Here is a 25,928-nt window from a genome sequence, read left to right as displayed (position 1 = left end):
ATGAAACCCGCTTCGCGTCGCTCCTTCCGCGTCGACCCTGCTGCTCGCGGCTGTGCGCTGGCTGCCGCGCTGCTCGTCGCGGGATGCGCGGTCGGGCCGGATTTCCACGCGCCGGATGCGCCCGCCACGCAGCACTACACGCGCGGCGAGCCGCCCGCGACGACGGCCGCCACTGCCGCCCCGACTGGCGACGCGCAGACGTTCGCATCGGCCGCGCATACGCCGCGGCACTGGTGGACGCAGTTCGGCTCCGAACCGCTGAACCGCCTCGTCGATACCGCGTGGCACAACAGCCCGACGCTCGCGGAAGCCCGCGCGCGACTCGACGAAGCGCGGCAGAACCACGCGGCCGAAGCCGGCGCGACGATGTTGCCGAAAGTCGATGCGAGCCTGTCGGCCACGCGCGAGCAGGTCAATACGACTGCGTTCGGCCTGCCCGCCAACGTGCCCAGCCCGGGGCCGTTCACGCTGTATGACGCGTCGGTGAGCGTGTCGTACGTGCTCGACGTGTTCGGCGGCAACCGGCGCGCGCTCGAAGCGCTGCGCGCACAGGTCGACTACCAGGCGTACACGCTCGACGCCGCGCGCCTGACGCTCGCGGGCAACGTCGTCGCGACCGCGATCCTGCGCGCGTCGCTCGCGCAGCAGGTCGCGCTCACTCGGCAACTGATCGATGCGCAGGCGCGCCAGTTGCGCATCGTCGAGGCGCGCTTCTCAGCGGGTGGCGTGTCGCAGGCCGACGTGCATGCGCAACGCGCACTGTTCGCGCAGACGCAGGCGTCGCTGCCAGCGCTCGAGGCCCGCCTCGCGCAGGCCGGCCACCGGCTCGCGATCCTGCTCGGCGTGGCGCCGTCCGATGCCGCGCTGCCCGACCTCTCCCTCGATGCGCTCGCGCTGCCGCGCACGCTGCCCATCGCGCTGCCATCGACGCTCGCGCGCGAACGACCCGACATCCGCGCGGCCGAAGCCATGCTGCACCAGGCGAGCGCGAACGTCGGCGTGGCCACCGCGAACCTGTATCCGCGCTTGTCGATTTCGGCGGGAATCGGCTCGGAGCGGACGCGCATCGCGGATCTCGTGAGCGGGCTCAATGTGTGGAATGTCGGCGTCGGGCTGACGCAACCGCTCTTTCACGGCGGTGAACTGCGCGCGAAGAAACGTGCGGCCGAAGCGGCGTACGAAGCGGCGTTCGCGAGCTACCGTGAAACCGTGCTCGAGGCGCTGCAGCAGGTGGCCGATGCAATGCGCGCGGTCGAGCACGACGCGGCGACATTGCAGGCGAGAGACACCGCCGCGCAGGAAGCGGCGGCCAGCAACCGGATTGCCGGCGACCGTTACGCGGCGGGCGGGATCAGCACGTTCGACCTGCTCGACGCGCAGCGGCAGGCGCTGCAGACGGCGCTCGACCGTACCCGCGCGCAGGCCGACCGGCTCGCCGATACGGCGGCGCTGTTTCAGGCGCTGGCGGGGAGCTGGACGGATGACGCGGCGGAGTGATCGGATGGACGACATTGGCACGGGCCGGATGCTGCCGTCTGCGCGCCGGGCACCGCATGAGCGGTGCGCTTGTCTGGCGCGGCATTCGTCGCCGTCCGCATCCGGTCGATGCCGGCCGGCGACGGCACCGGAATACGCACAATACGTACCGCAAACAAAAAACCGGCCCGAAGGCCGGTTCTTCAACCGCATACCGTAAGCGGCGCTCACGCGCCGCGTGGTATTTAGAAGCGGTGGATCATGCCGACGCCGACGCCGATCTGGTTCTGCTTCGAACCTGCGCCCACGCCGTCGCCGATGGACGTCGTTGCAGCGATGATCTTGCCGCCGTTCAACGTGTTGCCGCTCGAATGCTGGTAAGCCTCAACTGCGTACAGGCCCGTGCGCTTCGACAGGCTGTAGTACTGCGACAGCGTGACCTGGTGGTACTTGGCCGAGCTGGTGATGCCGTTCGACTGCGTTGCCGCCGTGTACGAGTAGCCCGCTGCGAAGTCCCACTGAGCGGCTGCCTTCCAGTGCAGCACGGCACCTGCCGTGTTGAAGATGGCCGTGTTGCGGAACGCCGAACCCGTGCCCGGCGTGTACTGGACGTTCGAGTACGATGCCGAGATGTCCCATGCCGGCGTGAACTGGTAGCCCGCCGTCACGGCGATACGCTGTTGCGATTGCGCCGTGGCATAGCCGTTGTTGATCGACGAAACTGCCGGCTGGTTGCCGTCGCCCGATGCCGTCAGGCCGTTCTGGACCGTCGAGTTCGCGCCCCACACGCCGCCGCCGAGCGTCGCGTTGTTGACCTTCTGATAGCCGACCGCGATGCCTGCCGGGCCGTTCAGGTACTGGATCGCCGCGCTCCACGTCGAGCCGCGGTTCGTCGCGCCTGCGACGCCGCCGAACGAGTACGAACCGCCGACCGTGAAGCCGTAGAACTTCGGCGACATGTAGACGAGCGAGTTGTTCGCGCGGTAGCTCGTATCCAGCGAGTCGATATCGCCCGGGTGTGCGCCGTAGTAGCCGGTCAGCCAGGTCGTCGGGCTGTACGGCGACAGCAGCGTGTAGTACGCGGTGTACTGGCGGCCGGCCGTCAGCGTACCGTACGTGCTGTTGGTCAGGCCAACCCACGCCTGACGCGTGAAGATGCCGTTGGTCCACTGCGACGAGCCGTTAACCGTGTTGACGCCGGCTTCCAACTGGAAAATCGCCTTCGTGCCGCCGCCGAGATCTTCGCTGCCCTTCAGGCCGAAGCGGCTGCCTGCCCACACGCCGGTGGACATTTGCACCTTCGAGTGACCACCCGTGGTCGCGCCGACGGCCGACGAGTTGTTCTGCCAAGCCAGACCGTTGTCGACGATACCGTACAGGGTCACGCTGCTCTGGGCGTGGGCGGCGGTAGCGGCTGCGAGACCGACTGCCGTCATGGCGAAAGCGACGCGCTTTTTCATTGATTCTCCGTCCTCAAAGAATGATTTCTTTTCTGGTGTGGTTTTATGACTGACACATGTGCGAGTACATGCCGACGGGATTCTGACGGATTACCGATTATTTCCCAACACGCGCAGTCGGTCATCGTATGATCGACGCAACGCAGGGGTTCACCAAGCGGTTACATAACACCTGAAAACGCTTACGCGGCGGGCTTTTCCGGCATTTCCCGGTGAAAACCCTAGCTTTACATTTTTACGGGTGCAACGCGTCCGTCGGATGTCGTCAGATGCCTTCGGCAACATACGTCTTACTAATGCGCGACCGTGGCTGACACCACGATTCACGCCGCCGCGAAGGATCGCTGACGTTCATGACACCCACGTTTCGCGACACGAAATAATGAAAACGTTTTTAGCCGAGGCGTGAAGCGGCGGACGGTGATGGCCCGGCGAACGCGGGCCGAGGGGCGATGCCGGCACCTGTCGCGCCGGCATCGTTCAGTGCGAATCAGCGCGTGGCCGGCTGCGCGAGATGCGCGCTCACGGCATCGGCGAGCGCGGTGAGGCGCGCGCGAATCGCGGCGTTCGAGCCGACCAGCGCGAGCGACGACGCCATGATCCGGTAGACGCGCTTTCTCGGCACCTTGGCCGGCTTTGCCGGATCGAGCCACGCATCGTTGCCGGCCAGCAACTCGAGTGTTTCGAGGCCGATCATGATCGGCCACAGGCACGCGAGCCGCAGCCGCACGAAGCGGCGCGGGATCGCGAGCGTATACGTGCATGCGTCGCGATACTGGTCGAGCGTCACGCGCAGCAGGTCGACGAGCACGCCGCGCGCGCGCGCCGACGCGTCGGGCGCCATCAGGTCGGCGACGCCGAGCCCGTGCGCACCCAGCACGTCGTCGGGCAGGTAACACCGGCCGATGCGCAGGTCCTTCCCGCAGTCGCGCAGGATGTTGGTCATCTGCAGCGCCTTGCCGAAACGGATGCCTTTCTCGCACATGTCCGGCAGGTTCCAGCGGCGCGCGGCCGGCGTGTGCATGCCCGTCATGTCGGTCCAGAACTCGCCCACGCAGCCGGCCACGAGATACGTGTAGCGGTCGAGTTCGCCGCGCGTCGGCAGCGACACGACGCGCCCCGACTGCTCGTCGGGGAACGTGCGCAGATCGAATACCATCCCCGCCGTCAGCGTCGCGACGACCTTGCGGATCGATGCGCGGTCGGCGTCCGGCTGCGTGCGCAGCAGCGCGAGCATCGGCTCGATCGAGCCGAGCAGCACGTGCTCGTGCGAATCGGTCTGCATCCGCGTCACGTCCTCGAGCGCCCGCGACAGCGCGACGCCGTCGCCGAGCCGCTCGACCTCGTCGCGCAGGTCGGTCAGCAACGCGGCCCGGCGATCGGGTGCGACGAGCGCCGTATCGGCAATCGTGTCGGCCGCGCGCGCAAGCAAGTACGCCAGGCCGACCGGGTCGCGCATGCCGTCGGGCAGCACACGCAGCGTCAGGTAGAAGGAGCGGGAAACGTTCTTCAGCAGGTCGCCGAGCAGGAAAGCGGAATCGGTTCGAGTCGTCATGGGTCGGGAAAAATCGGCCGGCGCGGGCCCCGGACGCACACGGGCGCCGGGCGCCCGCGCCGGCCCGCGAGTCGCCGCATCGTCGTGCCAGACGGGCGTCTGGCCCCGGCGCGTCGATGCAAAATTCCCGCAAGTTTAGTGCATCCTGCGCGCAGCCTGCCCGAGACGGCCGGAATGCCTCCCACGCCAGACTGCGGTCAACCGCCCCGCCGCGGGCATCGCACCCTAAAAATAGATAACAGAAAGGCACGAGTAATACATATGTAATTATTCGGTGCGACGATCGCGTCCCATTCGACTCCGTGCGACACGCCACGACAGCCGCATCGCCGGATCGATCGTCCCTTTCCGACTCTCGTTTCGAAGGTTCATCGACATGCTCTTCAAGCGCCCGACCTCCCTGCGCTACGTTCCGTTCGCCTGTGCCGCCGCGCTCCTGCTCGCCGCGTGCGGTGGTGACGACGACGTCGCGTCCGATCCCACCCAGCCGATTTCCGCGAAGGTCCAGGTGGTCGGCCATCGCGGCGCGAGCGCGCTGCGCCCCGAACACACGCTCGCGTCGTACCGCAAGGCGGTCGAGGACGGCGCGGACGTGATCGAGCCCGACCTCGTGTCGACCCGCGACGGCGTGCTCGTCGCACGACACGAGAACGAGATCTCGGGCACGACGAACGTGTCGACGCTGCCGCAGTTCGCGAGCCGCAAGGCGACCAAGACGATCGACGGCGCGGAGCTGACGGGCTGGTTCACCGAGGATTTCACGCTCGCTGAGCTGAAGACGCTGCGCGCCCGCGAACGCATTCCGCAGGTGCGCCCCGCGAACACCGCGTACAACGACCAGTTCGAGATCCCGACGTTCGACGAGATCGTCGCGCTCGCGAAGCAGATGTCCGCGCAGACCGGCCGCACGATCCACCTGTATCCGGAAACCAAGCATCCGACCTACTTCCAGTCGATCGGCCTGCCGCTCGAGGACCGTCTCGTCGATGCGCTGCTGAAGGATTCGTACACGGCACGCACGGCGACCGTCTACATCCAGTCGTTCGAGGTCGCGAACCTGAAGACGATCCGCAACCGGATCAAGTCGAGCCAGCCGAACTGGAAGCTCGTGCAGCTGATGGACGAAGCCGGCCAGCGCCCGTACGACTTCGTGAAGGCGAACGACAAACGCACCTATGGCGACCTGTCGACGCGCGACGGCATGCGCGAGATCGCGACCTATGCGAACGGCGTCGGCCCGTACAAGACGTCGATCATCGCGGTCGCCGCGGACGGCACGCTGCAGCAGCCGACGCCGTACGTGCGCTACGCGCACGAGGCCGGCCTCGTCGTGCATCCGTACACGTTCCGTCCGGAGAACAACTTCCTGCCCGCGTCGCTGAAGGATGGCGGCACGCCGGCCACGCGCAACCCGGCCGGCTCGGTGCGCGAGATCCAGGCGTACCTGCGCGCGGGCATCGACGGTTTCTTCACCGACGATCCGGCCGTCGGCCGCACGGCCGTCGATACGTTCAAGCGCTGACAGGCGCGCTGACCGGGCACGACGCATGACGCACGACGCGCCGCGCCCGGTTGCGCCGCATCGGTCAGATCACGTTGAAGTGATGCGTGCCGTCCCGCTTCAACTGATCGACCAGTCCGTACTCCCAGTCGAGATACGCCTGCATCGCGGCCGCCGCGTTGTCGGTGCCTTCGTACGGGCGCCGGTAGCGGTCGACGCGCGGTGAGGCCAGATGCGTCTCGCCGCTTTCAAGCGGCAGCCCGGCGTCGATCCATGCGGCCGTGCCACCCGTGAGCACCGAGATGTCGGCCGAAGCCGGCAGCAACGCGCGGGCGTCGTCCGCCGCGAACCTCGCCAGCAGGCTCGACCCGCACGTGAACACATAGCGCTTCGCGGGCGGAATCGCCGCGAGCGCATCGCGCAACTGCGCACGCACGGCGAACCACGCACCGGGGATATGTCGCTTCACGTAGTTCGCGCTGGCCGTCACGTCGACGATCGCCAGCTCGCCCGGCGCGGCCTCCTTCATCCAGCCCGCGAGCGTCGCGGGCGACACTTCCGCCACGCTCGGCGTCGCCGGCACGTCGCGCGGCGGCTGGCCGCGCTCGCCGAACTGCGCCGTGCCGTCCTCCGGTTCGACCACCCGCACGTCCCAGCCCATCTGCGCGAGCCACGACGCGGTCATGTCGGCGCGCACGCCGTCGTCGTCGGCGAGCACGATTCGCGCGCCGCGCACGGCCGCGTGATGGTCGGTCTCCTGCACGAGCTGGCCGCCCGGCGTGCTCAGGAAGCCCGGCAGGTGGCCGGCTTCATATTCCTCCGGCGTGCGCACGTCGAAGCGGTACAGCGTGCGGCCCGGCGCGTCGAGGGCGGCGACATCCGCGAGCGCGATGCGCGGCACGCCCGCGCGCTCGGCCACCGCGCGCGCCGCCCGGCGTGCGTCGGCGCGCTGCGTCGCGTCGATGTCGTCCGGAAAGCGTCGCGCGGCGCCGCGTTCGAGCGTCTGGCCCGCGAGCGTCCAGCCGATCGTGCCGTTGCGCAGCGCGGCGACCGGATTCGGCAGCCCCGCGTTGACGAGCGACTGCGTGCCGATGATGCTGCGCGTGCGGCCCGCGCAGTTGACGATCACCTGCGTCGCCGGGTTCGGCGCGAGCGCGCGCACGCGCAGCACGAGCTCCGCGCCCGGCACGCTCGTCGACGTCGGGATGTTCATCGTCTGGTATTCGTCGAAACGGCGCGCGTCGACGATCACGACATCGGCCTTCGCGTCGATCAGCGCCTGCACCTCTTGCGCGGACAGCGACGGCGTATGCCGCTCGGCCTCGACCCATTCGCCGAACGACTTGCTCGGCACGTTCACGTCGATGAACAGTTCGCCGCCCGCGGCGAGCCAGCCCGCGAGGCCGCCGTCGAGCAGCCGCACGTCGGTGTAGCCGAGCTGCGCGAGCTTGGCGGCCGCGCGCGGCGCGAGATCCTCGCCGCCGGCTTCGCCGAACACGACGATCGGCGTATCGCGGCGCGGAATCCGCGTCCACGCGTCGAGCTCGAGTTTCGACAGCGGAAAGTTGGCGGCCCACAGCGGGTGGCCCTGCGCGTACGGATCTTCCTCGCGTACGTCGATCAGCGCGATCTCGTCGCGGGCCAGCAGGCGGGCGCGCACGTCCTGGTACGACACGACGGGAAAGCGGGAGGTGGAGTCGGCGGATTGCGTCACGGTGTCTCTGTCTTGATTGAATGCGTTGAAGTCGGTGAAGAAAGCGGAACGGATGAATCTTGTGCCCGCCGGCACGTGCCGGCAACCGGCCACCCAGGCGGGCAACTGCATCAGGCGTTCGAATAGCCCGATACGAAAGGCTTCACGGTGCCGTCGTCCAGGAACACCGCGCGCTCGACCTTGCCGATGTTCGCGCCGTACACATGGATGCTGATCGATACCTGATCGTCGAACGCGTTGGTCACGCGATGGACGTCGCCGATGCGCGGCGACACGGCCTCGATTTCGCCCGGCCGCAGCCGCACGGCGTCGCCCGCCGGCTCGGGCCGGCCCGCCGCGTCGAACCGGTACGGCTGCGAGAACTCGCCGCCGCGCAGCATCCCGATCAGCCCCCACACCGTGTGGTTGTGGATCGGCGTCGTCTGGCCCGGCCCCCACACGAAGCTGACGACCGAGAACCGCTCGTCCGGGTCGAGATACAGCAGGTACTGCCGATAGCGCGCGGGGTCGGGCTGCGCGAATGCGTCGGGCAACCAGTCGTCGTGTTCGACGAGCGCGGCGAGCAGCGCACCACCCTCGTCGAGGATGCGCGCCTCGTTCGCGCCGGACGCGAGCAACGCGCCCAGACCGTCGACGAACGGCCGCAGCGGCGTCTGATGCAACGAAAGCGTACTCATCGGCTGACTCCTCGAATATGATGCCGAATATGATGGATCGTCATGATGCACCCGAAATACCATGCAGAACAAACATGAAAATTAGCGATATCGACGCTTTTGCAGCGGTCGTCCGCTGCCAGACCCTGAGCCAGGCCGCGGCCGAGCTCGGGATGACGCAGCCCGCGATCACGCGGCGCGTCCAGAATCTCGAGGAAGCGCTCGGCGTGACCCTGCTCGATCGCAACACCAAGCCACCGCGCCCGACCGACATCGGCCGGCGGGTGTTCGAGCAGTGTCGCGCGATCCTGCGCGAAGTCGATGCGCTGCGCGAGCTGACGGCCGGCGAGCAGCCGCCTGCCGGCGAATTCCGGATCGGGCTCACGCAAGGCCTCGGCGAGCTGATGCTGCCCGCGCTGATCGCCGAACTCGCCGCGCAATGGCCCGCGCTCGCGACGCAGGTCACGACCGCCTGGGGCGGCATGCTCGTCGAGCGCGTCGCCCGGCGCGAACTCGATGCGGCACTCGTGTTCCTCGCGCGCGAAATGGTGTTGCCGGCGCAGGTCGAAGGCGAACGGCTGCTGGCCACGCGGCTCGTCGCGGTCGGCCGCAAGGGCGACTGGCCGCGCCGCAGCTACCGGCTCGCCGATTGCCACGCGCGTGGCTGGGTGCTCAATCCGGACGGCTGCGGTTTTCGTGCGGGCTTGCGGCGCGCGCTCGACGCGCAGGGCCTGCCGATGCCGGTCACGCTCGACACCTACGGCCGCGACCTGCAGCTGCAGAGCGTCGCGAACGGCTTCGGCATCGGGCTGATGCCGCTGCCGCTCGTCGAAGGCAGCCCGCTGCGCGATGCGCTCGACATCGTGCCGCTCGCCGATTTCAAGCCGCAGATCGATCTGTGGCTGCTGCGCCGGCACGATGCGGCCCGCTTCGACGCGCCGCTCGCCGCCGTTGCCGCGCATGCGCGCACCGCGTTCGCGTTGCCGGAGCAGGCGCACGGCAAGGCTGCCTGACCGGATCGGGCGGCGTCGCAATCGTCGGAATCGCGCCGCCCGATTGGCGCCCGCGCCAGCCCCGCTCCCATCACGCATCGTTGCGGCCGCGTTCGGTCTCGTTGACCGGCGCCCCGCTCGTCTCCGTCTCGCCCTTCGCTGCGCGCTTCACCTCACTCCGGCTCGCCGCTTCGAGCGCCGCACGCCCCGCCGCCACCGCGATCGCATCGTCCTGCGGCGTATGCACACGGCTGCACAGCACGTCGCGATAGTGACGTTCGAGCGGATTGGCGCGGCTCAACCCGTGATTGCCCGACAGCTTCAACGCCTGCTCGACCACGCGGATCGCGTGCTCGGTCACGGTCCGCTTGACGAGGCCGCTCGTCGTGACCGTCGGCGCATGGCCCGCGTCGGTGCGCGCGATGTGATCGTCGAGCAGCACGCGGTTCGCATGCAGCCAGCCCTCGATTTCGCCGACCGCTTCCTGCACGCGCGGCAGCGTCGCCAGCGGCGCGCCCAGCCCGCTCGGCGCACGCGTCGTCGCGAACCCGACCAGCCAGTCGCGCGACGCACGCGCCACCGCGTCGTACAGGCTGCCGAGCAGCGCGACCATCCACGCCTGCTGGTCGGCCTGCGCGTCGGCATCCGCATGGGTCGCCGCCGACACGGCCCATGCGTCCGGTGCGCGTACGTCGACCGCGTGATCGGCCGGCAGCCGCACGTCGTCGAACACGACCTCATGGCTGCCTGACGCACGCAGGCCGAGGTGGTTCCAGCTTTCGATCACGCGGATGCGATCGCCGTCCGCCTCGCGGTCGCGCGGCACGAGAAACACGCCGACTCGCGGCACCGGCTCGTCGGTGCGCGCCCACACGGCCAGCCAGCGCAGCGCCGGAATCCCGGTGCTGTACAGCTTGTGGCCGGACAATCGCCAGCCGTCGCCGTCGCGCCGTGCAATGGTTTCCGGCAGGCCGCCGCGCGACGGCGAACCGAGCGCGGGCTCGACGCGCAGCGCGTTGATCAGTGCCCCTTCGGTGACCGCGCTGTCGAATACCGCCCGCCGGACCTGCGCCGGCCAGCGGTTGTCGGCGCGACCGAGCGCGCGATGCTGCAGGTAGGTCATCGTCAGCACCAGCGCGGTCGCCGGGTCGGCGCTCGCGACGGCAGCCACGATCCGGCTCGCCTGCGCGAGCGTCGCACCGGCGCCGCCATGCTCGCGCGGCACGACCTGCGCGATCAGCCCCGCGCGATGCAGCCGCGCGAAGTTCTCGTGCGGAAAGCGGCCGTCAGCGTCGTTGCGGGCCGCGTCGGCGGCCAGCTCCGGCGCGAGGCGATCGAGCAGCGCGGCGACGCGGGCGCCGTCGGCGTCGACATCGTCGGTGGACAGGAGGCGCAGCGAACGCGGCTGCGGCGCTGGCGAGGAAGCGGCAAGGCTGGCGGACATCGAGACGGATTCCCTGGGCAATACGCAAAGTAATACGGACAGGCGGCAATAGCGGCAATCGATCGCCACGCGGCGCGGTTTCTGATGAAGCCGGCGATCCGGAACGCGCGGCGCCGGATTCGCTGGCGCCCGCGCGCCCGATCTTTCGTGAGCCCACAGCGTATGCGCAGCGCGCCCCCGCCCAAACCATGCAAATCTGATATTCAATTCGGGATTGATTATTTCCGTTTCGCATGATCCCGGCGTTAACCTGCGCTCCATTCCTGCCCGGCCGTGCGCCGGGACGTCCCTGCACCGGAGACCCAGATGAGCGTCGAATTCATCGGCATGATCCAGAGCCAGAAGCAGTCGGAAATCCATCCGCCGTCCGGCCCCGTCGTCGATCCCGATTACGTGCGCGACTTTGCTCGCGCCCACGAGACGGCCGGCTTCGACCGGATCCTCGTGCCGCACCACTCGACCGGCCCGTCGGCCACGCTGACGATCGCGTTCGCGGCGGCCGCGACCGAGCGGATCCACTTCATGCTCGCGCATCGCCCGGGTTTCACCGCGCCGACGCTCGCCGCGCGGCAGATCGCGACGCTCGACCAGTTCAGCCGCGGCCGGCTCGCCGTGCACTTCATCTCCGGCGGCTCGGACAGCGAACAGCAGCGCGACGGCGATTTCCTCGATCACGACGCACGCTATGCGCGCACCGACGAATACCTCGGCATCCTCCGACGGATCTGGACCGAAGCGCAGCCGTTCGATCACGACGGTGCGCACTACCGGTTCAAGCAGGGCTTTTCGGACGTGAAGCCGTTCCAGCAGCCGCATGTGCCGATCTATTTCGGCGGCGCATCGGAAGCGGCGCTCGAAGTGGCCGGCAAGCACGCGGACGTCTACGCGCTGTGGGGCGAATCGCTCGACCAGGTGCGCGACCTGACCACGCGCGTGCGCGCCGAAGCCGCGAAGCACGGCCGGCAGGTGCGCTTCTCCGTGTCGTTCCGCCCGATCCTCGCCGCGACCGAGGACGAAGCATGGGCGCGCGCGCATCGCATCCTCGACGAAACGCGCCGGCTGCGCGAAGCGGCCGGCCTCGGCGCCGGCGGCCCGCAGCAGAGCGAAGGCGCGCGCCGCCTGCTCGCCGCGGCCGAACGCGGCTCGCGCGTCGACAAGCGGCTGTGGACCGAGATCGCGAAGCTCACCGGCGCACGCTCGAATTCGACGGCGCTCGTCGGCACGCCCGAACAGGTCGCCGACGCCCTGCTCGACTACTACGACCTCGGCGTCACGACGTTCCTGATCCGCGGCTTCGATCCGCTGGAAGACGCGATCGACTACGGCCGCGAACTGATTCCGCGCGTGCGCAGCGCCGTCGCCGCCCGCGACGCGGCACGCCGCGCGGCCTGAGCCCAACGAAGCCTATTGGAGCCATCCGCCATCATGTCCGCCGTCCTTGCCTCGCCCGTCCGCACCGCATCGGGTCTCGAACTCGCCGAAGCGCCGCGCCAGCATTTCTGGTTCGATCCGCCGGCACCGCGCATCGACGTCGCCGCCGAGCGCCGTCACCGTCAGGAACGGCTCGCGGGCGCATTCCGCCTGTTCGCCCGCTTCGGCTTCGCACAGGGGCTCGCCGGCCACATCACCGCACGCGACCCCGAGCTGCCGGACCACTTCTGGGTGAACCCGCTCGGCGTGCATTTCTCGCAGATCAAGGTGTCCGACCTGCTGCTCGTCAACGCACGCGGCGAAACCGCGATCGGCACGCGGCCGCTGAACAAGGCCGCGTTCGCGATCCATGCGGCGATCCACGAAGCGCATCCGCACATCGTCGCCGCCGCGCATACGCACTCGACGTACGGCAAGGCGTGGTCGACGCTCGGCCGCCCGCTCGATCCGCTCACGCAGGACGCCTGCGTGTTCTACGAAGACCACGCGCTATTCGACGACTTCACGGGGATGGTCGTCGACACGAGCGAAGGCGCGCGGATCGCGGACGCGCTCGCGAAGCCGGACGGCACCACGCACAAGGGCGTGATCCTGAAGAACCACGGGATCCTGAGCGCCGGCCCGACGGTCGAGGCCGCCGCATGGTGGTACATCGCGCTCGACAATGCCGCGCACACGCAGTTGCTGGCCGAGGCGGCCGGCACGCCGCAACCGATCGATCACGCGACCGCGCGCCACACGCACGGCCAGATCGGCGGCCCCGACGGCGCGCTGCACGCATTCGACAGCCTGTTCGCGCGCGTCGTCGCCGACGAACCCGACCTGCTCGACTGAGCGCCTTTCCGCACGACCGGAGACCAGACCACATGACCCAAACCACCGCACCCGCACCCGTGCCCGCCGACGCGCACGACGACAAGCGCCGCAAGCTGCTGCGCGCCGCCGGCGCCGTCGCGCTCGCCGCGCCCGCGATCACGCTGGGCCGCAAGGCCTGGTCCGCGCCGCCGCTGAAGAAGCTCACGTTCGCGTGGAACCAGAACGCGTTCTGCCTGACGCCGATCGTCGTCGCGCAGGAGCGCGGCTTCTTCGAGAAGAACGGCCTGAAGGTCGATCTGATCAACTACAGCGGCTCGACCGATCAGTTGCTCGAATCGATCGCGACCGGCAAGGCCGATGCGGCGGTCGGGATGATCCACCGCTGGCTGAAGCCGCTCGAAGCCGGTTTCGACGTGAAGATCATCGGCAGCTCGCACGGCGGTTGCGTGCGGCTCGTCGGCGCGAAGGCGGCCGGCGTGACGACGCTGCAGGCGCTGAAGGGCAAGACGGTCGGCGTCAGCGACCTGGCTGCGCCCGGCAAGCATTTCTTCTCGATCCTGCTCGCGAAGAACGGGATCGATCCCGAGCGCGACATCACGTGGCGGCAGTATCCGGCGGACCTGCTCGGCGTGGCGGTCGACAAGGGCGAGATCCACGCGATCGCCGACGGCGACCCGAATCTCTATCTGCTCGAAAAGCGCAGCAACGGTGCGTACACCGAACTGGCGACGAACCTGTCCGGCGAATACGCGCGCAAGGTGTGCTGCGTGATCGGCGCACGCGGCGACCTCGTGCGCAACGACCGGCCGGCGGCCGCCGCGCTCGCGCGCTCGATCGTGCAGGCCACCGAGTTCACGCACGACAACCCGAACGAAGCCGCGAAGGTGTTTGCGAAGTATTCGCCGAAGATCAACCCCGAGGACTTGCGCAAGCTCTACGCGACGCTCACCTACAACCACCACCCGACCAACGTCGACCTGCAGCAGGAAATTGCGTTCTACGCGGACGACTTCCGCCGCATCAGCGTGCTGAAGAAGAGCACCGACCCGCAGCGCTTCGCGCAGCAGGTCTATGCGAACGTGCTGGGGTGACGCGATGTCGACGATCGAACACGCGCCCGCCGCGCGCTCCGCGTCAGCCGCGTCAGCCGCTTCCGGCGCCTCAGGCGCTTCAGGCGCCAGTACCGCCGCATCGTCGGCACGCGTCGCCTGCACGGCGTGCGAAGCCACGCTGGCCGCCGAAGCCCGCCGCGCGCGTACCTGGCCGACCGGCATCGCCGCCGCGCTCGCATGGGGCGTGCTCGGCGCCCTCACGCGACTGTGGCCGAACCGCGTCGTCGGTTTCAGCGACTGGGCGTACACCGACGAATTCGCCGTCGGCGCGTGGACGATCGCCGCGCTGTTGCTGGTCGCCGCCACGCTCGGCCATCTCGTCCCCACGACGCGCACGCGGCTCGCGCGCGTGCGCCCGGCCGGCCCATGGCTCGTCGCGCTGCCGCTCGTGCTCGCCGCGTGGGAAATCGTCACCGCGAAAACCGGCTGGCTGCCGACCCCGTTCTTCGCGCCGCCGCAGGCGCTGATCGAGGTCTACGTCGACGACTGGCCACGCCTGCTGGGCAGCGCCGGCAACACGCTGAAGCTGCTCGCGCTCGGCTTTGCGTACGGCGTCGCGGTCGGTTTCGCGGTCGGCGTGTCGATTGGCTGGTCGCGCCGGATCGGCTACTGGGTGCATCCGGTGCTGCGCGTGCTCGGCCCCGTGCCGGCCACCGCGCTGCTGCCGCTCACGTTCTACTTCTTCCCGTCGAGCTATTCGGCGGCCGCGTTCCTGATCGCGCTCGCAACCGGCTTCCCGGTCGCGGTGCTCACGTGGTCGGGCGTCGCGAGCGTCAACAAGCAGTATTACGACGTCGCGCGCACGCTCGGCGCGAACGCGCGCTTCCTCGTGCTGCGCGTCGCGATTCCGGCCGCGCTGCCGCACGTGTTCGTCGGCATCTTCATGGGGCTGAGCGCGTCGTTCACGGTGCTGGTCGTCGCCGAGATGATGGGCGTCAAGTCGGGGCTCGGCTGGTACCTGAGCTGGGCGCAGGGCTGGGCATCGTACGTGAACATGTATGCGGCGCTGATCGTGATGGCGCTGCTGTTTTCCGGGCTGATCGCGCTGCTGTTCGCGGTGCGCGACCGCGTGCTCGCCTGGCAGAAAGGAACCGTCAAATGGTGAGCGCCGCCGTACTCGAATCGTCCGTTGCATCATCCGTTGCCGCTGCGCCCGCCGTCACGGCGGCGCGCGGCGCGCGCATCGACATCCGCCGCGTGAGCCATGCGTTCGACGGCCCCGGCGGCGCGCTGCCGGTGCTCGACGACGTCACGCTGTCGGTCACGGCCGGCGAATTCGTCGCGCTGCTCGGCCCGAGCGGCTGCGGAAAATCGACGCTGCTGCGCCTCGTCGCGGGCCTCGACGCCGCACGGCAAGGCACGATCGCACAGGACGGCGTGCCGATCGAGCAGCCCGATCCGTCGCGCATCGTCGTGTTCCAGGATCCGACGCTGTACCCGTGGCGGCGCGTGCGCGCGAACGTCGCGCTCGGCCTTGAGGCGCGCGGCGTGGCGCGCACCGCGCAGCATCGCGTCGACGATGCGCTCGCGCGCGTCGGGCTGCAGGAATTCGCGAACGTGTTCCCGCATCAGTTGTCCGGCGGGATGGCGCAGCGGGTCGCGCTGGCCCGCGCGCTCGTCAACGATCCGCGCCTGCTGATTCTCGACGAGCCGCTCGGCAAGCTCGATTCGCTCACGCGGCTCACGATGCAGGCCGAGCTCACCGCACTGTGGCAACGCGACGGCTTCTCCGCGCTGCTCGTCACGCACGATGTCGAGGAAGCGCTGTTCCTCGCGCAGCGCGTGATCGTGTTCGGGCCGCGCCCCGCACGGATCGTCGCCGAGTTGCACGTCGACCTGCCCTACCCGCGCCATCGCGGCGACCCGCGCCTCGCCGAACTGCGTCACGACGCGCTGCGGCATCTCGGGCTCGATGCGAGCTGGTAGATGCGCGGTGCCGTTCGACGATGGGCCGCCGCGCGGCGAGACCGTAGCCGATGAACGCGCCGACGTTCGCCGACTGGGCGCTCCTGTTTCTGCAAGGGCTGTATCGCGCGCAAATCGCGCTGGCGCGCGTGCTGCATGCGATCGGGCTGACGGGCGACGCAGATGGTCAGGCCGCGTGGCCGTGGGCGCATCGCATCGCGCTCGAAACGCTGCGCATCGACGCGGGGCTCACGCGGCAACTTGCGTTCGCCGTGGCGGCAACGGTGCTGGCGGTCGTACTCGCTGGCATTGCGCTGGCGTCGCGCAAGTGGCGTGTCGTATCGGCAGTCGCCGCGCTGGCCGTTGCATGGTTCGCGCCGTGGCCGCCGTCGTCGCTGTGGCTCTCGCCTGCCGTACCGACGAGTTTCCAGCGCGATCCCGCGCCGTTTTCCGTATCGAACGTGATGCGCGGCGCGCACCTGTATGCGCAGCACTGCGCGGCGTGCCACGGCGCGGACGGACGCGGCGAAGGGCCGCTCGCGGCCACGCTCCCGCACTGGCCGCCGACCTTCGCCGGCGCGCTGCTCGCCCGACGTCTCGACGGCGAACTGTTCTGGCGCGTGCGCCACGGCACGCGCGACGAACACGGCGCATCGACGATGCCCGGCTTCGCCACGACGCTCGGCCCCCAGGACACCTGGGCCGTGCTCGACTACCTGAAAGCGCTCGCCGCGGGCAGCGGCGCGCAGGCGGAAGGCGCGTGGCCCGTGCCGGTCCCGCTGCCGGCGCTCGACGTGCGCTGCGGCGCCGCCGCACCCCAGCCGCTCGAGCGCTGGCGCGACGGCCAGCGCGTGCGCATCGTCGCGCTCGCGCCGGGCGCGACGCCGCCGCCGGAAGACGCGCGCTGGCAAACCTTGCTCGTCACGGCACGCGGCGCGCCCGTGGCGCAGGCAATCGGCACCGCGCGAGCCGATTGCGTCGCATCGACGCCCGACGCGTGGCGCGCATTCGCGACGATTGCCGGCGTGGCGCCCGACGCGCTCGGCGGCACGCAGCTCCTCGCCGATCGGCGCGGCTGGCTGCGGGCGCGCGCGTTGCCGGGCAGCGCCGGCTGGTCGGATGCCGACCTGCTGTGCCGCTCGGACGCCACCGCACGACCGGCCGTGCCGGCAGCGACCGGCGATCCGCTGACTGCGCTGCTGCTGCGCGTCGACACGGAACCCGTACGCGATGTGCAGGCCGGGCTTCCGCATTGATTGAATCCCTGAACTTCTCTTCCGACCGAGCTTCACGATGAATCCAACCCGACGCCATTTCCTCGCACAAGCGAGCGCCCTCGCCACGATCGCCGCAGCCCCGGCCGCCCTGCGCGCGCAATCGGGCACGCGGCCGCTGCTGCGTGCCGGCGACCAGAAAGGCGGGCTGCGCGCGCTGCTCGAAGCGGCCGGCGAACTGAACGGCCTGGCGTACGACATCGCGTGGACCGAGTTCCCGGCCGCCGCGCCGCTCGCCGAAGCGCTGAACGCGGCCGCCGTCGACTGCGGGCCGATCGGCGACGCGCCGGTGATCTTTGCGCTCGCGTCGGGCGCACGCATCAAGGTGATCGGCGCGAACCGTTCCGACCCGTACGGCACGGCGGTGCTCGTGCAGCCCGATGCGACGCTGAAAGGCGCGGCCGACCTGAAGGGCAAGCGCATCGGCACCACGCGCGGCTCGATCGGCCATTTCGTCACGCTGAAGGCGCTCGATGCAGCGGGCCTGCCGCCCGACGCCGTGTCGTTCCGCTTCCTGCCGCCGGCCGACACGATGCTTGCGCTCGCAACCGGTTCGATCGACGCGTGGGCGACCTGGGAGCCCTATACCGCGCTCGCCGAAACGAGCGGCCGCGCGCGCGTGCTCGTCAATGGCCGCGGACTGTGGTCGGGCCTCAGCTACCTCGCGGCGACCGACGCGGCGATCGCGTCGAAGCGCGACGTGCTGCACGATTTCCTGCGGCGCGTCGTCCGCGCGCAGACCTGGTCGTACCGCCATGTCGATGCGTATTCCGCCGCACTCGCGCGCATCATCGGCATTCCGCCGGCGGCCGCGAAGCTGCAGTTCGAGCGCCGCCACACGCGCTGGCTGCCGATCGACGCGACGGTCGTCGCGGAGCAACAGCGCACGGCCGACTTCTACCTGAAAGCCGGACTGCTGCGCCAGCCGCTCGACGTGCGCACGACGTTCGACGCCGGCTTCCCGCTCGCATGACCGGCCGCGCGACGGCGCGCAGCCGCCCAAACGGCTGCGGCACGATCTGGCACAATCGCAGTCTCGTCATTCGCCTTCAGCCAGCGTCATGCCAGCCATCGCCGAACTCTTCGTCTATCCGATCAAATCCTGTGCCGGCATCGCGTTGTCGCGCGCGCAACTGCTCGAAACGGGCCTCGCGTACGACCGCCACTGGCTGATCACCGACCCGGCCGGGCAGATGATCACGCAGCGCACGCACCCGCGGCTCGCGCTGATCCGCACCGCGCTCGACAGCGATGCGCTCGCGCTGAACGCGCCGGGCATGCGCGAGATCCGCACGCCGCTCGACGGCGACGTATCGCCCGCCACGCCGAAAATGGCCGCGACCGTGTGGCGCGACACCGTCGACGCGATCGACACGGGCGCCGAAACGGCCGCGTGGCTCACCGAATTCCTCGGCACGCCCACGAAGCTCGCGCGCTTCGGGCCCGACGCGCGTCGCGGCTGCAACCGCACATGGACCGGCGAGATCGATACGCACACGCAGTTCGCGGACGGTTACCCGCTGCTCGTGATCGGCCAGTCGTCGCTCGACGACCTGAACGCGCGGCTCGCCGCGAAGGGCGCGCCGGCGATCCCGATGAACCGCTTCCGCCCGAATATCGTCGTGTCGGATCTCGACGCGTTCGAAGAGGATTTCGTCGAACACCTCGACACGGAAGGCGTGACGCCCGTGCGGCTGCGCCTCGTGAAGCCGTGCACGCGCTGCCCGATGCCGACGATCGACCAGGCCACCGGCGCGCCCGATCCGGCGTGGCCGCACGAGCCGACCGACACGATGCAGACCTATCGCGCGAACCCGAATTTCAATGGCGAGCTGACGTTCGGCATCAATGCGATCGTCGTCGAAGGCGCGGGCGCGTGGCTCGAGGTTGGCCAGTCGCTGGAAGCGGAAATCGGGTTCGGCGATTGAGCCGGGCGGGCGAACCGCTCGCCCCCTTTCAATGCCGGGAAGCCGTGGCTCACAGCCACCGCTTCCCGCATCGCTGATCGCCATCACGCAGCGCGCGGCGCGGCGTCGCTCGCCGCCGGCAGCCAGATCGTCACGACCAACCCGCCACCGGCCGCATCGGCCAGCGTCACGCTGCCCTGATGCACGCGCGCGATCTCGCGCACGATCGACAGCCCGAGCCCCGTTCCTTCGACCGTCTGCGTCTTGCTGCCGCGATGGAAGCGCTCGAACACCGCGTCGCGCTCGTCCGCCGGAATGCCCGGCCCGTTGTCGATGACGTCGAGCCGCGCGTGCTCGCCATCGCGCGACACACGCACCGTGATCACGGCACGATCGCCCGCATAACGGATCGCGTTGTCGATCAGGTTGCCGATCATCTCGCCGAGCAGGTCGGACTGCCCGTGCACGTCGAGGTCGGCCTCGTGCTCGAAACCGAGATCGATGTCGCGCGCGCGGGCAACCGGCGACCAGTCGAGCGTCACGCTGCGCGCGAGCCGGTGCAGCGCGACCGGCTTGTGCGCGACCGCATGGCCGCTGTCCGAATCGAGCCGCGACAGCGACAGCAGTTGCTGCACGATCTTCGCGGCCTGCCGCACCGCGCCGTTCGCACGCCGCAGGTGCCCGTTCGCGCGCGGCTGCTCGTCGGGTCGCAACGCGAGTTCGACGCCCGCCTGCACGGCCGCGAGCGGCGTCTTCAGTTGATGGGCCGCGTCCGCGAAGAAGCGGCGCCGCGCGACCTGCATCCGCTGCGTGCGGCCGATGTACTGGTTGATCGACTCGACGAGCGGCGCGAGTTCGCTCGGCACCGCGCCGGTATCGAGCGGCGTCGTATCGTCCTCGCTGCGCGCGGCGACCGTCGCCGACAGCCGGTTCAGCGGCCGCAGCCCGCGCCCGACACCGAGCCACACGATGCCGAGCGCCAGCACGACGAGCAATCCTTCCTGCAGCAGCGACCCCACCAGGATCTCGCGCGCGAGCGCCTGGCGCGCCTCGATCGTCTCGCCGACCATCACCCACACGATGCGCGACTGCGCGGTCGGCACGTCGTGCACCGGGATGCGCAGCGCGGCCATCCGCAACTGCTCGCCGCGATAGACGACGTCGTAGTAGCGCGTGACGAACAGCGCGCCGTCGCCTGCGTCGCGCCCTTGCGGCAGCGGCAGGTCCGGGTAGCCGGTGATCGTGTGGCCGTTGTCCTCGCGGATCAGGTAGTAGACCTTGCCGCCGTCGCTCGACTCGAGCATTTCGAGCGCGAGATACGGCAGGTCGACCTCGATCTCGCCGTCGTTGAGCCGCACGCCTTCGCGGATCGACTTCAGCGACGACGACAGCGTGCGGTCGAACGCGACGTGCGCGGCGCTCATCGCGCGCTGGTACGTGAGCCACGAGTCGAGCGCGAGCAGGCCGAGCAGCGGCAGCAGCAACCACAGCGCGACCTGCGCGCGCAGGTTCGGGCGGGTCACTCGGCCCCCTGCCAGGCCGCCCAAAGGGACACGGCGGCGCATGCACGGCGCGCCGCTCCGCGCCCGCGCGGTCGGCCGTGAATGGCGTGCGTGTCGTTGGCGGGCCGTGAACGTGTCGATCCGGCATGGCGCGTCAACGCGCCCACCCGTTCCGCGCAAAGATCGTGAGCGCGGCGGCGGTTCATTCAGCTGTCTCCGCCTTCGCTTCCAGCAGATAACCGAGCCCGCGCAGCGTGACGATCGCGACTCCTGCGTTCTCGAGCTTCTTGCGCAGCCGGTACACGTAGATCTCGATCGCATCGGCGTTCACCGACTCGTCGAGCCCGAAGATCTTCTCCGACAGCGTTTCCTTGTTGATCGCGCGGCCGTTGCGCAGGATCAGCACCTCGAGCACCGAACGCTCGCGCGGCGTGAGCGGCAGCGGCTCGCCCGCAAGATGGAAGCTGCGGTCGATACTGTCATACGAAAGCGGCCCGCATTCGACCCGCGAATGCTCGTGGCCGAGGCTGCGGCGGATCAGCGCGCGGGCGCGCGCCTCCAGTTCGGTCAGTTCGAACGGCTTCGCGAGGTAGTCGTCGGCGCCGAGATCGAGCCCCTTCACGCGATCCTCGACCGAGCCATGCGCGGTCAGGATCAGCACCGGCACCGGATTGCGGCGCGCGCGCAGCCGCCGCAGCACTTCCAGCCCATCGAGCTTCGGCAGCCCGAGATCGAGAATCACCAGCGCGTAATCCTGCGTGCGCAGCACGTGGTCGGCGGCCTCGCCGTCCGCCATGTGGTCGACCGCGAAGCGCGCCGCGCTTAGCGCATCGTTCAGCGACTGGGCGAGGTTCGGATTGTCTTCGACGAGCAGCACACGCATGGGGATTCCGGTAAGGTCAGCGACAGGCCGCTACATTACATGATCCTTTCCATCGCGACGCCTCGCGGAAACACGGGTTGCGCCGTCGGCTCGGGCGCACGTCGGCCGGACCGGCCGACCGTCGCTCAGCGCTCGGCGGCGGGCCGGTTGCGCGTCGCGAAGCGCGAACTTTCGCCTGCCCGGCGCCGCTCGCGCAGGCCGACCGCCACCGCCAGGAACGCGACGCTCGCACCGGCCGTGACGACGATCATCGGGCGCGCGGTGCCGTCCGACAGCCACGCCAGCACGCCGCCGCACGCAGCCGTGATCGCCATCTGGATAAAGAAGAACAGCCCGGACGCCGTCCCCGCGATCGTCGTGTACGGCTGCATCACCGCGAACTGGCAGGCCGGAATCGCGATCCCGACGGCGATCATCACGAAGAACATCGGGACGACCAGCGCCGCGACCGCCGTCGGCGCGATCGCACCACCGATCCACAACACGGCGGCACTGGCCAGGTTGATGCCCGCCGCCGCCGCGATGACCACATCGGCCTTCCAGCGCGTGCCGGTCCGCGCGAACAGGTTCGAACCGATCAGGTAGCCGAGTACGGTCAGGCCGAAGATCGCCGCATACACCGGGCCGGATACGCCGCGTTGCCGCTGGAACAGCGTCGACGATTCCGCGATGAACGGGTAGTACGTGCAGTACGCGAAACTGATGGCGAGCGAGTAGCGCAGGAAACTGCGCTCGCGCAGCAGGCCCGCGTACGTCCGCAGAAGCCCCGCGCGCGGCGCCGGCCGCGCGTTGCGTTGTCGGGTCTCGGGCAGGTAGCGCAGCACCATCGCCGTTGCGACCAGCCCGCCCGCTGCCAGCAGCCCGAACACGCCGCGCCAGCCGAGCCATTCGGCCACCGCACTGCCGGCCAGCGGCGCAATCACCGGCGACAGCGCCATGCCCGCCGAGATGCGGCCCAGCATCGTGGCCTGCATCGCGGTCGGGAAGCGCTCGCGCACGATCACCCGCCCGATCACCGTTCCGCTGCAGCCGCCCAACGCCTGGAAGATGCGGGCGGCGACGATCGCCGTGACGCTGGTCGACCACGCGCAGGCAACGCTGGCGACCACGTAGAGGCACAGGCCGCCGAGCAGGACAGGACGGCGGCCATAACGGTCGGACAACGGCCCCGACGCCAGCATCGACAGCGCGTAGCCGACCATGTACAGGGTGAGCGTGAGCTGCAACTGGGCATCGGTGCCGTGCAGCGCGTCCGCCATCGCCGGCAGCGACGGCAGGTACGCATCGATCGTGACCCGCGGCAGGCACACGACGAGCATCAACAGGAGCAGCCAGCCCCACTGGGGTAATGAACGCGTTTTCATGCGGTGAGCTCGTCTCCGGTCGGATCGATGGGGTCGACAGCAATCTAAGGTCAAAGTGATATAAGCTGAAGGGCCATTAAATCCGTGACTGAATAGACCACTATGCCGCGAGGCAAAGCCGCGATTCCGCTTGATCTGCCGTGCCCGGCCGGGCTGTCCGCGGGCAGTCCGCAGTCGAAGCAGGAGTGCATCGCCGACGCGTTGCGCGACGCGATCCTGAAGCGCCTGCTGCCCGGCGACAGCCCGCTGCCGTCGAGCCGCACCCTCGCCGCGCGCTGGGGCGTCGCCCGCGGGACTGTCGAAGCGGCGTACGACCGGCTGTGCTCCGAGGGCTACATCGCCCGCACGCAAGGGTCGGGGTCGCGGGTATGCGCGGTGGTGCCGGACAGCTATCTGCGCGCGGCGGCGCAATCGCGCGACAGCCACCTTCCCCCATCCGGCGCACACCCCGCGCCGGCACGCACGACCGAAGGCCCCGCGCCGGAACAAGGCGTGCGCCCGGGCGTGCCGTTCGTCGCGCGGCTTGCCGATCCCGGCCTGCTGCCGATGCAGCAATGGAAGAAGGCGCTCGGTGCCAGCCTGCTTGCCGCGACCGCGCACGACCTCGGGGCCACACCGGCGCAAGGCGTCGAGCGCCTGCGCGACGAAATCGCCGCGTACCTGCGGGAATACCGCGGCATCCCGTGCGACGCCGGCGACATCTTCATCACGACCGGCATCCGCCATTCGATCGACCTCGTCGCGCGCACGCTGCTCGCGCCCGGCGCGACGGTGCTGATGGAGGACCCCGGCTATGCGTCGGCGTGGCAGATCTTCACGATCGCGGGCGCGACCGTGATCGACGTGCCGGTCGATCGGGAAGGCATCGACACGGCATCGCTGGACCGCTATCCCGATGCGCGCGCGGCCTACGTGACGCCCGCCCATCAGGCGCCGCTCGGCGTGACGATGTCGGTGTCGCGCCGGCTCGAACTGCTCGACTGGGCGCAGCGCACCCGCGCATGGATCATCGAGGACGACTACGACGGCGAATTCAGCTACCAGACCGCCCCGCTGCCCGCGCTGAAATCACTCGACGCGTGCGATCGCGTGATCTACTGCGGCTCGTTCAACAAGACGCTGTTCTCGGGGCTGCGGATCGGCTTCATGGTCGTGCCCGCGGAACTGCGGCCGGCACTGTCGGCCGTGTGGCATGCGACCGCGCGCTCGGTCGGCGTGGCGCCGCAGCTGGCGCTGGCCCGCTTCATCGGCCACGGCGATTTTGCGAAGCACCTGCGCGCCGCGCGTCACGCGTACCGCCAGCGGCGCGACCTCGTGCTCGACCAGCTGGCGAAACACGCGGGCGGGCGGTACACGGTGTCCGGCGAGCACGCGGGCTTTCATTTCGTGCTGTGGCTGCCGCCCGGGATGGACGACGCCACGTATGTCGCGCAAGCCCAGGCGGACGGTATCGAATTGCAGCCGATCCGCGGATTCTGTCGAAGCGCCCGGTGCGAAGCGGGCGTCGTCGTCGGGTATTCCGCGCTGACGGCCGCGCACGCGCGGCATGGCGGCCGGCTGCTCGGCAAGCTGCTCGCGCAACCCGCGTAGCCCTCGCCTGTCATCGTTGCCGCGCCCCGCGGCAACCCGCCGCTCCCCTTGTCCGACCGTGCCGCGCGCCGCAAAACGCGCGGCCGCCACCGCTTCGACCTCGGGAAATCCATGACACGAACGACACGATTGTGAACAGAAATGAAAGCGGGCTGAAAGTGCGCCGCAATTAACATCCGCTCCACTCGAACAACACTGGACGTAACTGGAGGAAGACATGCCGTTTGCACCGAAGCACCTCGCCGCCGCGCTGGCGGTCGTTCTGGGCACTGCCGCCGGCAGCGCCGCCGCGCAGGTTCCGGCCGGGTATCCGGGGAGCTACCAGGGCGTCATCGACGCCGCGAAGAAGGAAGGCAAGCTGATCGTCTACTCGACGACCGACACGGGCCTCGTGCGCCCGCTGATCAAGGACTTCGAAAGCCTGTACGGCGTGAAGGTCGAGTACAACGACATGAACAGCACCGAGCTGTACAACCGCTACATCAGCGAGAATGCGGCGAGCAGCACCAGCGCCGACGTGCTGTGGAGCTCGGCGATGGACCTGCAGGTCAAGCTCGTCAACGACGGCCTGATGGCGTCGTACGACTCCCCCGAAAGCGCGAACCTGCCGCAATGGGCGCAGTACCAGAAGCAGGCCTACGGCACGACGTTCGAGCCGCTCGCGATCGTCTACAACAAGCGCCTGATCCCGGAAAACGAAGTGCCGAAGACGCGCGCCGAACTGATCAAGCTGCTCGCGTCGCAACCGGACAAGTTCAAGGGCAAGCTCACGACGTACGACGTCGAGAAATCCGGCGTCGGCTTCAACGCGCTGACGCAGGACGCGCACCTGAACGAGAAGGTCACGTGGGAACTCGTGAAGGCGATCGGCGCGACCGGCCCGAAGCTGCAGTCGAGCACCGGCGCGATGATGGAGCGCATCTCGTCGGGCGAGAACCTGATCGGCTACAACATCTTCGGATCGTACGCGTACGCGAAGGCAAAGAAGGACAAGTCGATCGGCTACGTGTTTCCGAAGGACTACACACAGATCGTGAGCCGCCTCACCACCATCTCGAAGAAGGCGAAGAATCCGAACGCCGCGAAGCTGTGGGTCGACTACCTGCTGTCGAAACGCGGCCAGACGCTGATCGCGAACCAGGCCAACCTGTACGCGATCCGCACGGACGTGACCGGCGAAACGTCGGCCGCGGGCCTCACGAAGGAACTCGGCGATTCGCTGAAGCCGATCCAGATCGGCACCGGCCTGCTCGTCTATCTGGACCAGTCGAAGCGGCTCGCGTTCCTGAAGCAATGGCAGCAGGCGATCAAGGGCTGATCCGCTGATCCACTGACCGGCTTCGGCC

21 protein-coding genes are annotated in these 25,928 nt (G+C 69.3%); 13 read left to right on the top strand and 8 right to left on the bottom strand.

Features of this window, described 5'->3' with window-relative positions; all coding sequences use genetic code 11:
- Window positions 1-1,497, top strand: coding sequence for an efflux transporter outer membrane subunit (locus CFB39_RS24365; protein WP_089474758.1), 1,497 nt, complete (start codon window positions 1-3; stop codon window positions 1,495-1,497).
- A 224-nt stretch (window positions 1,498-1,721) separates the two neighbouring features.
- Here the strand turns inward: CFB39_RS24365 and CFB39_RS24360 are convergent, their stop codons facing one another.
- Window positions 1,722-2,936, bottom strand: a complete 1,215-nt coding sequence (locus CFB39_RS24360; RefSeq protein ID WP_089474757.1) for a porin — start codon at window positions 2,934-2,936, stop codon at window positions 1,722-1,724.
- A 490-nt stretch (window positions 2,937-3,426) separates the two neighbouring features.
- Complete coding sequence (locus CFB39_RS24355) at window positions 3,427-4,491, bottom strand: phytoene/squalene synthase family protein (protein ID WP_089474756.1); 1,065 nt, start codon at window positions 4,489-4,491, stop codon at window positions 3,427-3,429.
- Between the two features lie 376 nt (window positions 4,492-4,867).
- Here CFB39_RS24355 and CFB39_RS24350 point away from each other — a divergent pair, with 376 nt between their 5' ends.
- Window positions 4,868-6,013 carry a glycerophosphodiester phosphodiesterase gene (locus CFB39_RS24350; protein WP_089474755.1) on the top strand — a complete coding sequence of 382 codons (1,146 nt, stop codon included), beginning with the start codon at window positions 4,868-4,870 and terminating at the stop codon, window positions 6,011-6,013.
- Between the two features lie 64 nt (window positions 6,014-6,077).
- On the opposite strand, the gene CFB39_RS24345 is transcribed toward CFB39_RS24350, so the two are convergent.
- Window positions 6,078-7,706: a rhodanese-related sulfurtransferase gene (locus CFB39_RS24345; protein ID WP_089475651.1), complete on the bottom strand. Its 1,629-nt coding sequence runs from the start codon at window positions 7,704-7,706 to the stop codon at window positions 6,078-6,080.
- Window positions 7,707-7,816: 110 nt separating this feature from the next.
- Window positions 7,817-8,383 (bottom strand): cysteine dioxygenase, encoded by a 567-nt coding sequence (locus CFB39_RS24340; protein WP_089427616.1) that lies wholly within the window; start codon window positions 8,381-8,383, stop codon window positions 7,817-7,819.
- A gap of 17 nt (window positions 8,384-8,400) precedes the next feature.
- Between CFB39_RS24340 and CFB39_RS24335 the strand changes: the two genes are divergently transcribed.
- Window positions 8,401-9,375, top strand: a complete 975-nt coding sequence (locus tag CFB39_RS24335; RefSeq protein ID WP_179257725.1) for a LysR family transcriptional regulator — start codon at window positions 8,401-8,403, stop codon at window positions 9,373-9,375.
- A gap of 70 nt (window positions 9,376-9,445) precedes the next feature.
- Here the strand turns inward: CFB39_RS24335 and CFB39_RS24330 are convergent, their stop codons facing one another.
- Complete coding sequence (locus tag CFB39_RS24330; protein ID WP_089474754.1) at window positions 9,446-10,798, bottom strand: acyl-CoA dehydrogenase family protein; 1,353 nt, start codon at window positions 10,796-10,798, stop codon at window positions 9,446-9,448.
- 306 nt (window positions 10,799-11,104) lie between these two features.
- Between CFB39_RS24330 and CFB39_RS24325 the strand changes: the two genes are divergently transcribed.
- From CFB39_RS24325 to CFB39_RS24290, 8 genes are all read left to right on the top strand, one after another.
- Window positions 11,105-12,190: an LLM class flavin-dependent oxidoreductase gene (locus CFB39_RS24325; RefSeq protein ID WP_089474753.1), complete on the top strand. Its 1,086-nt coding sequence runs from the start codon at window positions 11,105-11,107 to the stop codon at window positions 12,188-12,190.
- Window positions 12,191-12,223: 33 nt separating this feature from the next.
- Complete coding sequence (locus CFB39_RS24320; RefSeq protein WP_089474752.1) at window positions 12,224-13,063, top strand: class II aldolase/adducin family protein; 840 nt, start codon at window positions 12,224-12,226, stop codon at window positions 13,061-13,063.
- Between the two features lie 32 nt (window positions 13,064-13,095).
- Window positions 13,096-14,136 carry an ABC transporter substrate-binding protein gene (locus CFB39_RS24315; protein WP_089474751.1) on the top strand — a complete coding sequence of 347 codons (1,041 nt, stop codon included), beginning with the start codon at window positions 13,096-13,098 and terminating at the stop codon, window positions 14,134-14,136.
- A 4-nt stretch (window positions 14,137-14,140) separates the two neighbouring features.
- Window positions 14,141-15,262: an ABC transporter permease gene (locus tag CFB39_RS24310; RefSeq protein WP_089475649.1), complete on the top strand. Its 1,122-nt coding sequence runs from the start codon at window positions 14,141-14,143 to the stop codon at window positions 15,260-15,262.
- Window positions 15,256-16,083, top strand: a complete 828-nt coding sequence (locus CFB39_RS24305; RefSeq protein ID WP_089474750.1) for an ABC transporter ATP-binding protein — start codon at window positions 15,256-15,258, stop codon at window positions 16,081-16,083. The genes CFB39_RS24310 and CFB39_RS24305 overlap by 7 nt, the downstream gene beginning before the upstream one ends.
- 50 nt (window positions 16,084-16,133) lie before the next feature.
- Window positions 16,134-17,318: a cytochrome c gene (locus CFB39_RS24300; protein WP_089474749.1), complete on the top strand. Its 1,185-nt coding sequence runs from the start codon at window positions 16,134-16,136 to the stop codon at window positions 17,316-17,318.
- Window positions 17,319-17,355: 37 nt separating this feature from the next.
- Window positions 17,356-18,309 (top strand): ABC transporter substrate-binding protein, encoded by a 954-nt coding sequence (locus CFB39_RS24295; RefSeq protein ID WP_089474748.1) that lies wholly within the window; start codon window positions 17,356-17,358, stop codon window positions 18,307-18,309.
- A gap of 88 nt (window positions 18,310-18,397) precedes the next feature.
- Window positions 18,398-19,264, top strand: a complete 867-nt coding sequence (locus CFB39_RS24290) for an MOSC domain-containing protein (RefSeq protein WP_089474747.1) — start codon at window positions 18,398-18,400, stop codon at window positions 19,262-19,264.
- Window positions 19,265-19,347: 83 nt separating this feature from the next.
- Here the strand turns inward: CFB39_RS24290 and CFB39_RS24285 are convergent, their stop codons facing one another.
- The 3 genes from CFB39_RS24285 to CFB39_RS24275 all read right to left on the bottom strand — a co-directional run bounded on the left by CFB39_RS24285 (window position 19,348) and on the right by CFB39_RS24275 (window position 22,992).
- The gene (locus tag CFB39_RS24285; protein WP_089474746.1) at window positions 19,348-20,766 is read right to left on the bottom strand and encodes a sensor histidine kinase; all 1,419 of its coding nucleotides are present in this window, start codon (window positions 20,764-20,766) and stop codon (window positions 19,348-19,350) included.
- A 181-nt stretch (window positions 20,767-20,947) separates the two neighbouring features.
- Window positions 20,948-21,628 (bottom strand): response regulator, encoded by a 681-nt coding sequence (locus CFB39_RS24280; RefSeq protein ID WP_089432599.1) that lies wholly within the window; start codon window positions 21,626-21,628, stop codon window positions 20,948-20,950.
- A 125-nt stretch (window positions 21,629-21,753) separates the two neighbouring features.
- Window positions 21,754-22,992: a multidrug effflux MFS transporter gene (locus CFB39_RS24275; protein ID WP_089474745.1), complete on the bottom strand. Its 1,239-nt coding sequence runs from the start codon at window positions 22,990-22,992 to the stop codon at window positions 21,754-21,756.
- A 102-nt stretch (window positions 22,993-23,094) separates the two neighbouring features.
- Here CFB39_RS24275 and CFB39_RS24270 point away from each other — a divergent pair, with 102 nt between their 5' ends.
- Entirely contained in the window at window positions 23,095-24,582 is a 1,488-nt protein-coding gene (locus CFB39_RS24270; protein ID WP_089474744.1) for a PLP-dependent aminotransferase family protein, read from the top strand.
- 217 nt (window positions 24,583-24,799) lie between these two features.
- Window positions 24,800-25,900, top strand: coding sequence for an ABC transporter substrate-binding protein (locus CFB39_RS24265; RefSeq protein WP_089427630.1), 1,101 nt, complete (start codon window positions 24,800-24,802; stop codon window positions 25,898-25,900).
- Window positions 25,901-25,928: the final 28 nt, after the last annotated feature.

It is taken from the genome of Burkholderia sp. AU6039 (genome assembly GCF_002223365.1).
GTDB lineage: Bacteria > Pseudomonadota > Gammaproteobacteria > Burkholderiales > Burkholderiaceae > Burkholderia.
The sequence above is the reverse complement of the archived record's forward strand: the minus strand, read 5'-3'. Positions and strand labels throughout refer to the sequence as shown.

Coding starts and splice junctions, on each gene's coding strand:
- CFB39_RS24320 (WP_089474752.1), top strand. CDS start 12,224: ATGTCCGCCGTCCTTGCCTCGCCCGTCCGCACCGCATCGGGTCTCGAA.
- CFB39_RS24280 (WP_089432599.1), bottom strand. CDS start 21,628: ATGCGTGTGCTGCTCGTCGAAGACAATCCGAACCTCGCCCAGTCGCTG.
- CFB39_RS24270 (WP_089474744.1), top strand. CDS start 23,095: ATGCCGCGAGGCAAAGCCGCGATTCCGCTTGATCTGCCGTGCCCGGCC.
- CFB39_RS24360 (WP_089474757.1), bottom strand. CDS start 2,936: ATGAAAAAGCGCGTCGCTTTCGCCATGACGGCAGTCGGTCTCGCAGCC.
- CFB39_RS24350 (WP_089474755.1), top strand. CDS start 4,868: ATGCTCTTCAAGCGCCCGACCTCCCTGCGCTACGTTCCGTTCGCCTGT.
- CFB39_RS24340 (WP_089427616.1), bottom strand. CDS start 8,383: ATGAGTACGCTTTCGTTGCATCAGACGCCGCTGCGGCCGTTCGTCGAC.
- CFB39_RS24300 (WP_089474749.1), top strand. CDS start 16,134: ATGAACGCGCCGACGTTCGCCGACTGGGCGCTCCTGTTTCTGCAAGGG.
- CFB39_RS24310 (WP_089475649.1), top strand. CDS start 14,141: ATGTCGACGATCGAACACGCGCCCGCCGCGCGCTCCGCGTCAGCCGCG.
- CFB39_RS24290 (WP_089474747.1), top strand. CDS start 18,398: ATGCCAGCCATCGCCGAACTCTTCGTCTATCCGATCAAATCCTGTGCC.
- CFB39_RS24275 (WP_089474745.1), bottom strand. CDS start 22,992: ATGAAAACGCGTTCATTACCCCAGTGGGGCTGGCTGCTCCTGTTGATG.
- CFB39_RS24325 (WP_089474753.1), top strand. CDS start 11,105: ATGAGCGTCGAATTCATCGGCATGATCCAGAGCCAGAAGCAGTCGGAA.
- CFB39_RS24295 (WP_089474748.1), top strand. CDS start 17,356: ATGAATCCAACCCGACGCCATTTCCTCGCACAAGCGAGCGCCCTCGCC.
- CFB39_RS24365 (WP_089474758.1), top strand. CDS start 1: ATGAAACCCGCTTCGCGTCGCTCCTTCCGCGTCGACCCTGCTGCTCGC.
- CFB39_RS24315 (WP_089474751.1), top strand. CDS start 13,096: ATGACCCAAACCACCGCACCCGCACCCGTGCCCGCCGACGCGCACGAC.
- CFB39_RS24330 (WP_089474754.1), bottom strand. CDS start 10,798: ATGTCCGCCAGCCTTGCCGCTTCCTCGCCAGCGCCGCAGCCGCGTTCG.
- CFB39_RS24335 (WP_179257725.1), top strand. CDS start 8,401: ATGATGCCGAATATGATGGATCGTCATGATGCACCCGAAATACCATGC.
- CFB39_RS24355 (WP_089474756.1), bottom strand. CDS start 4,491: ATGACGACTCGAACCGATTCCGCTTTCCTGCTCGGCGACCTGCTGAAG.
- CFB39_RS24305 (WP_089474750.1), top strand. CDS start 15,256: ATGGTGAGCGCCGCCGTACTCGAATCGTCCGTTGCATCATCCGTTGCC.
- CFB39_RS24265 (WP_089427630.1), top strand. CDS start 24,800: ATGCCGTTTGCACCGAAGCACCTCGCCGCCGCGCTGGCGGTCGTTCTG.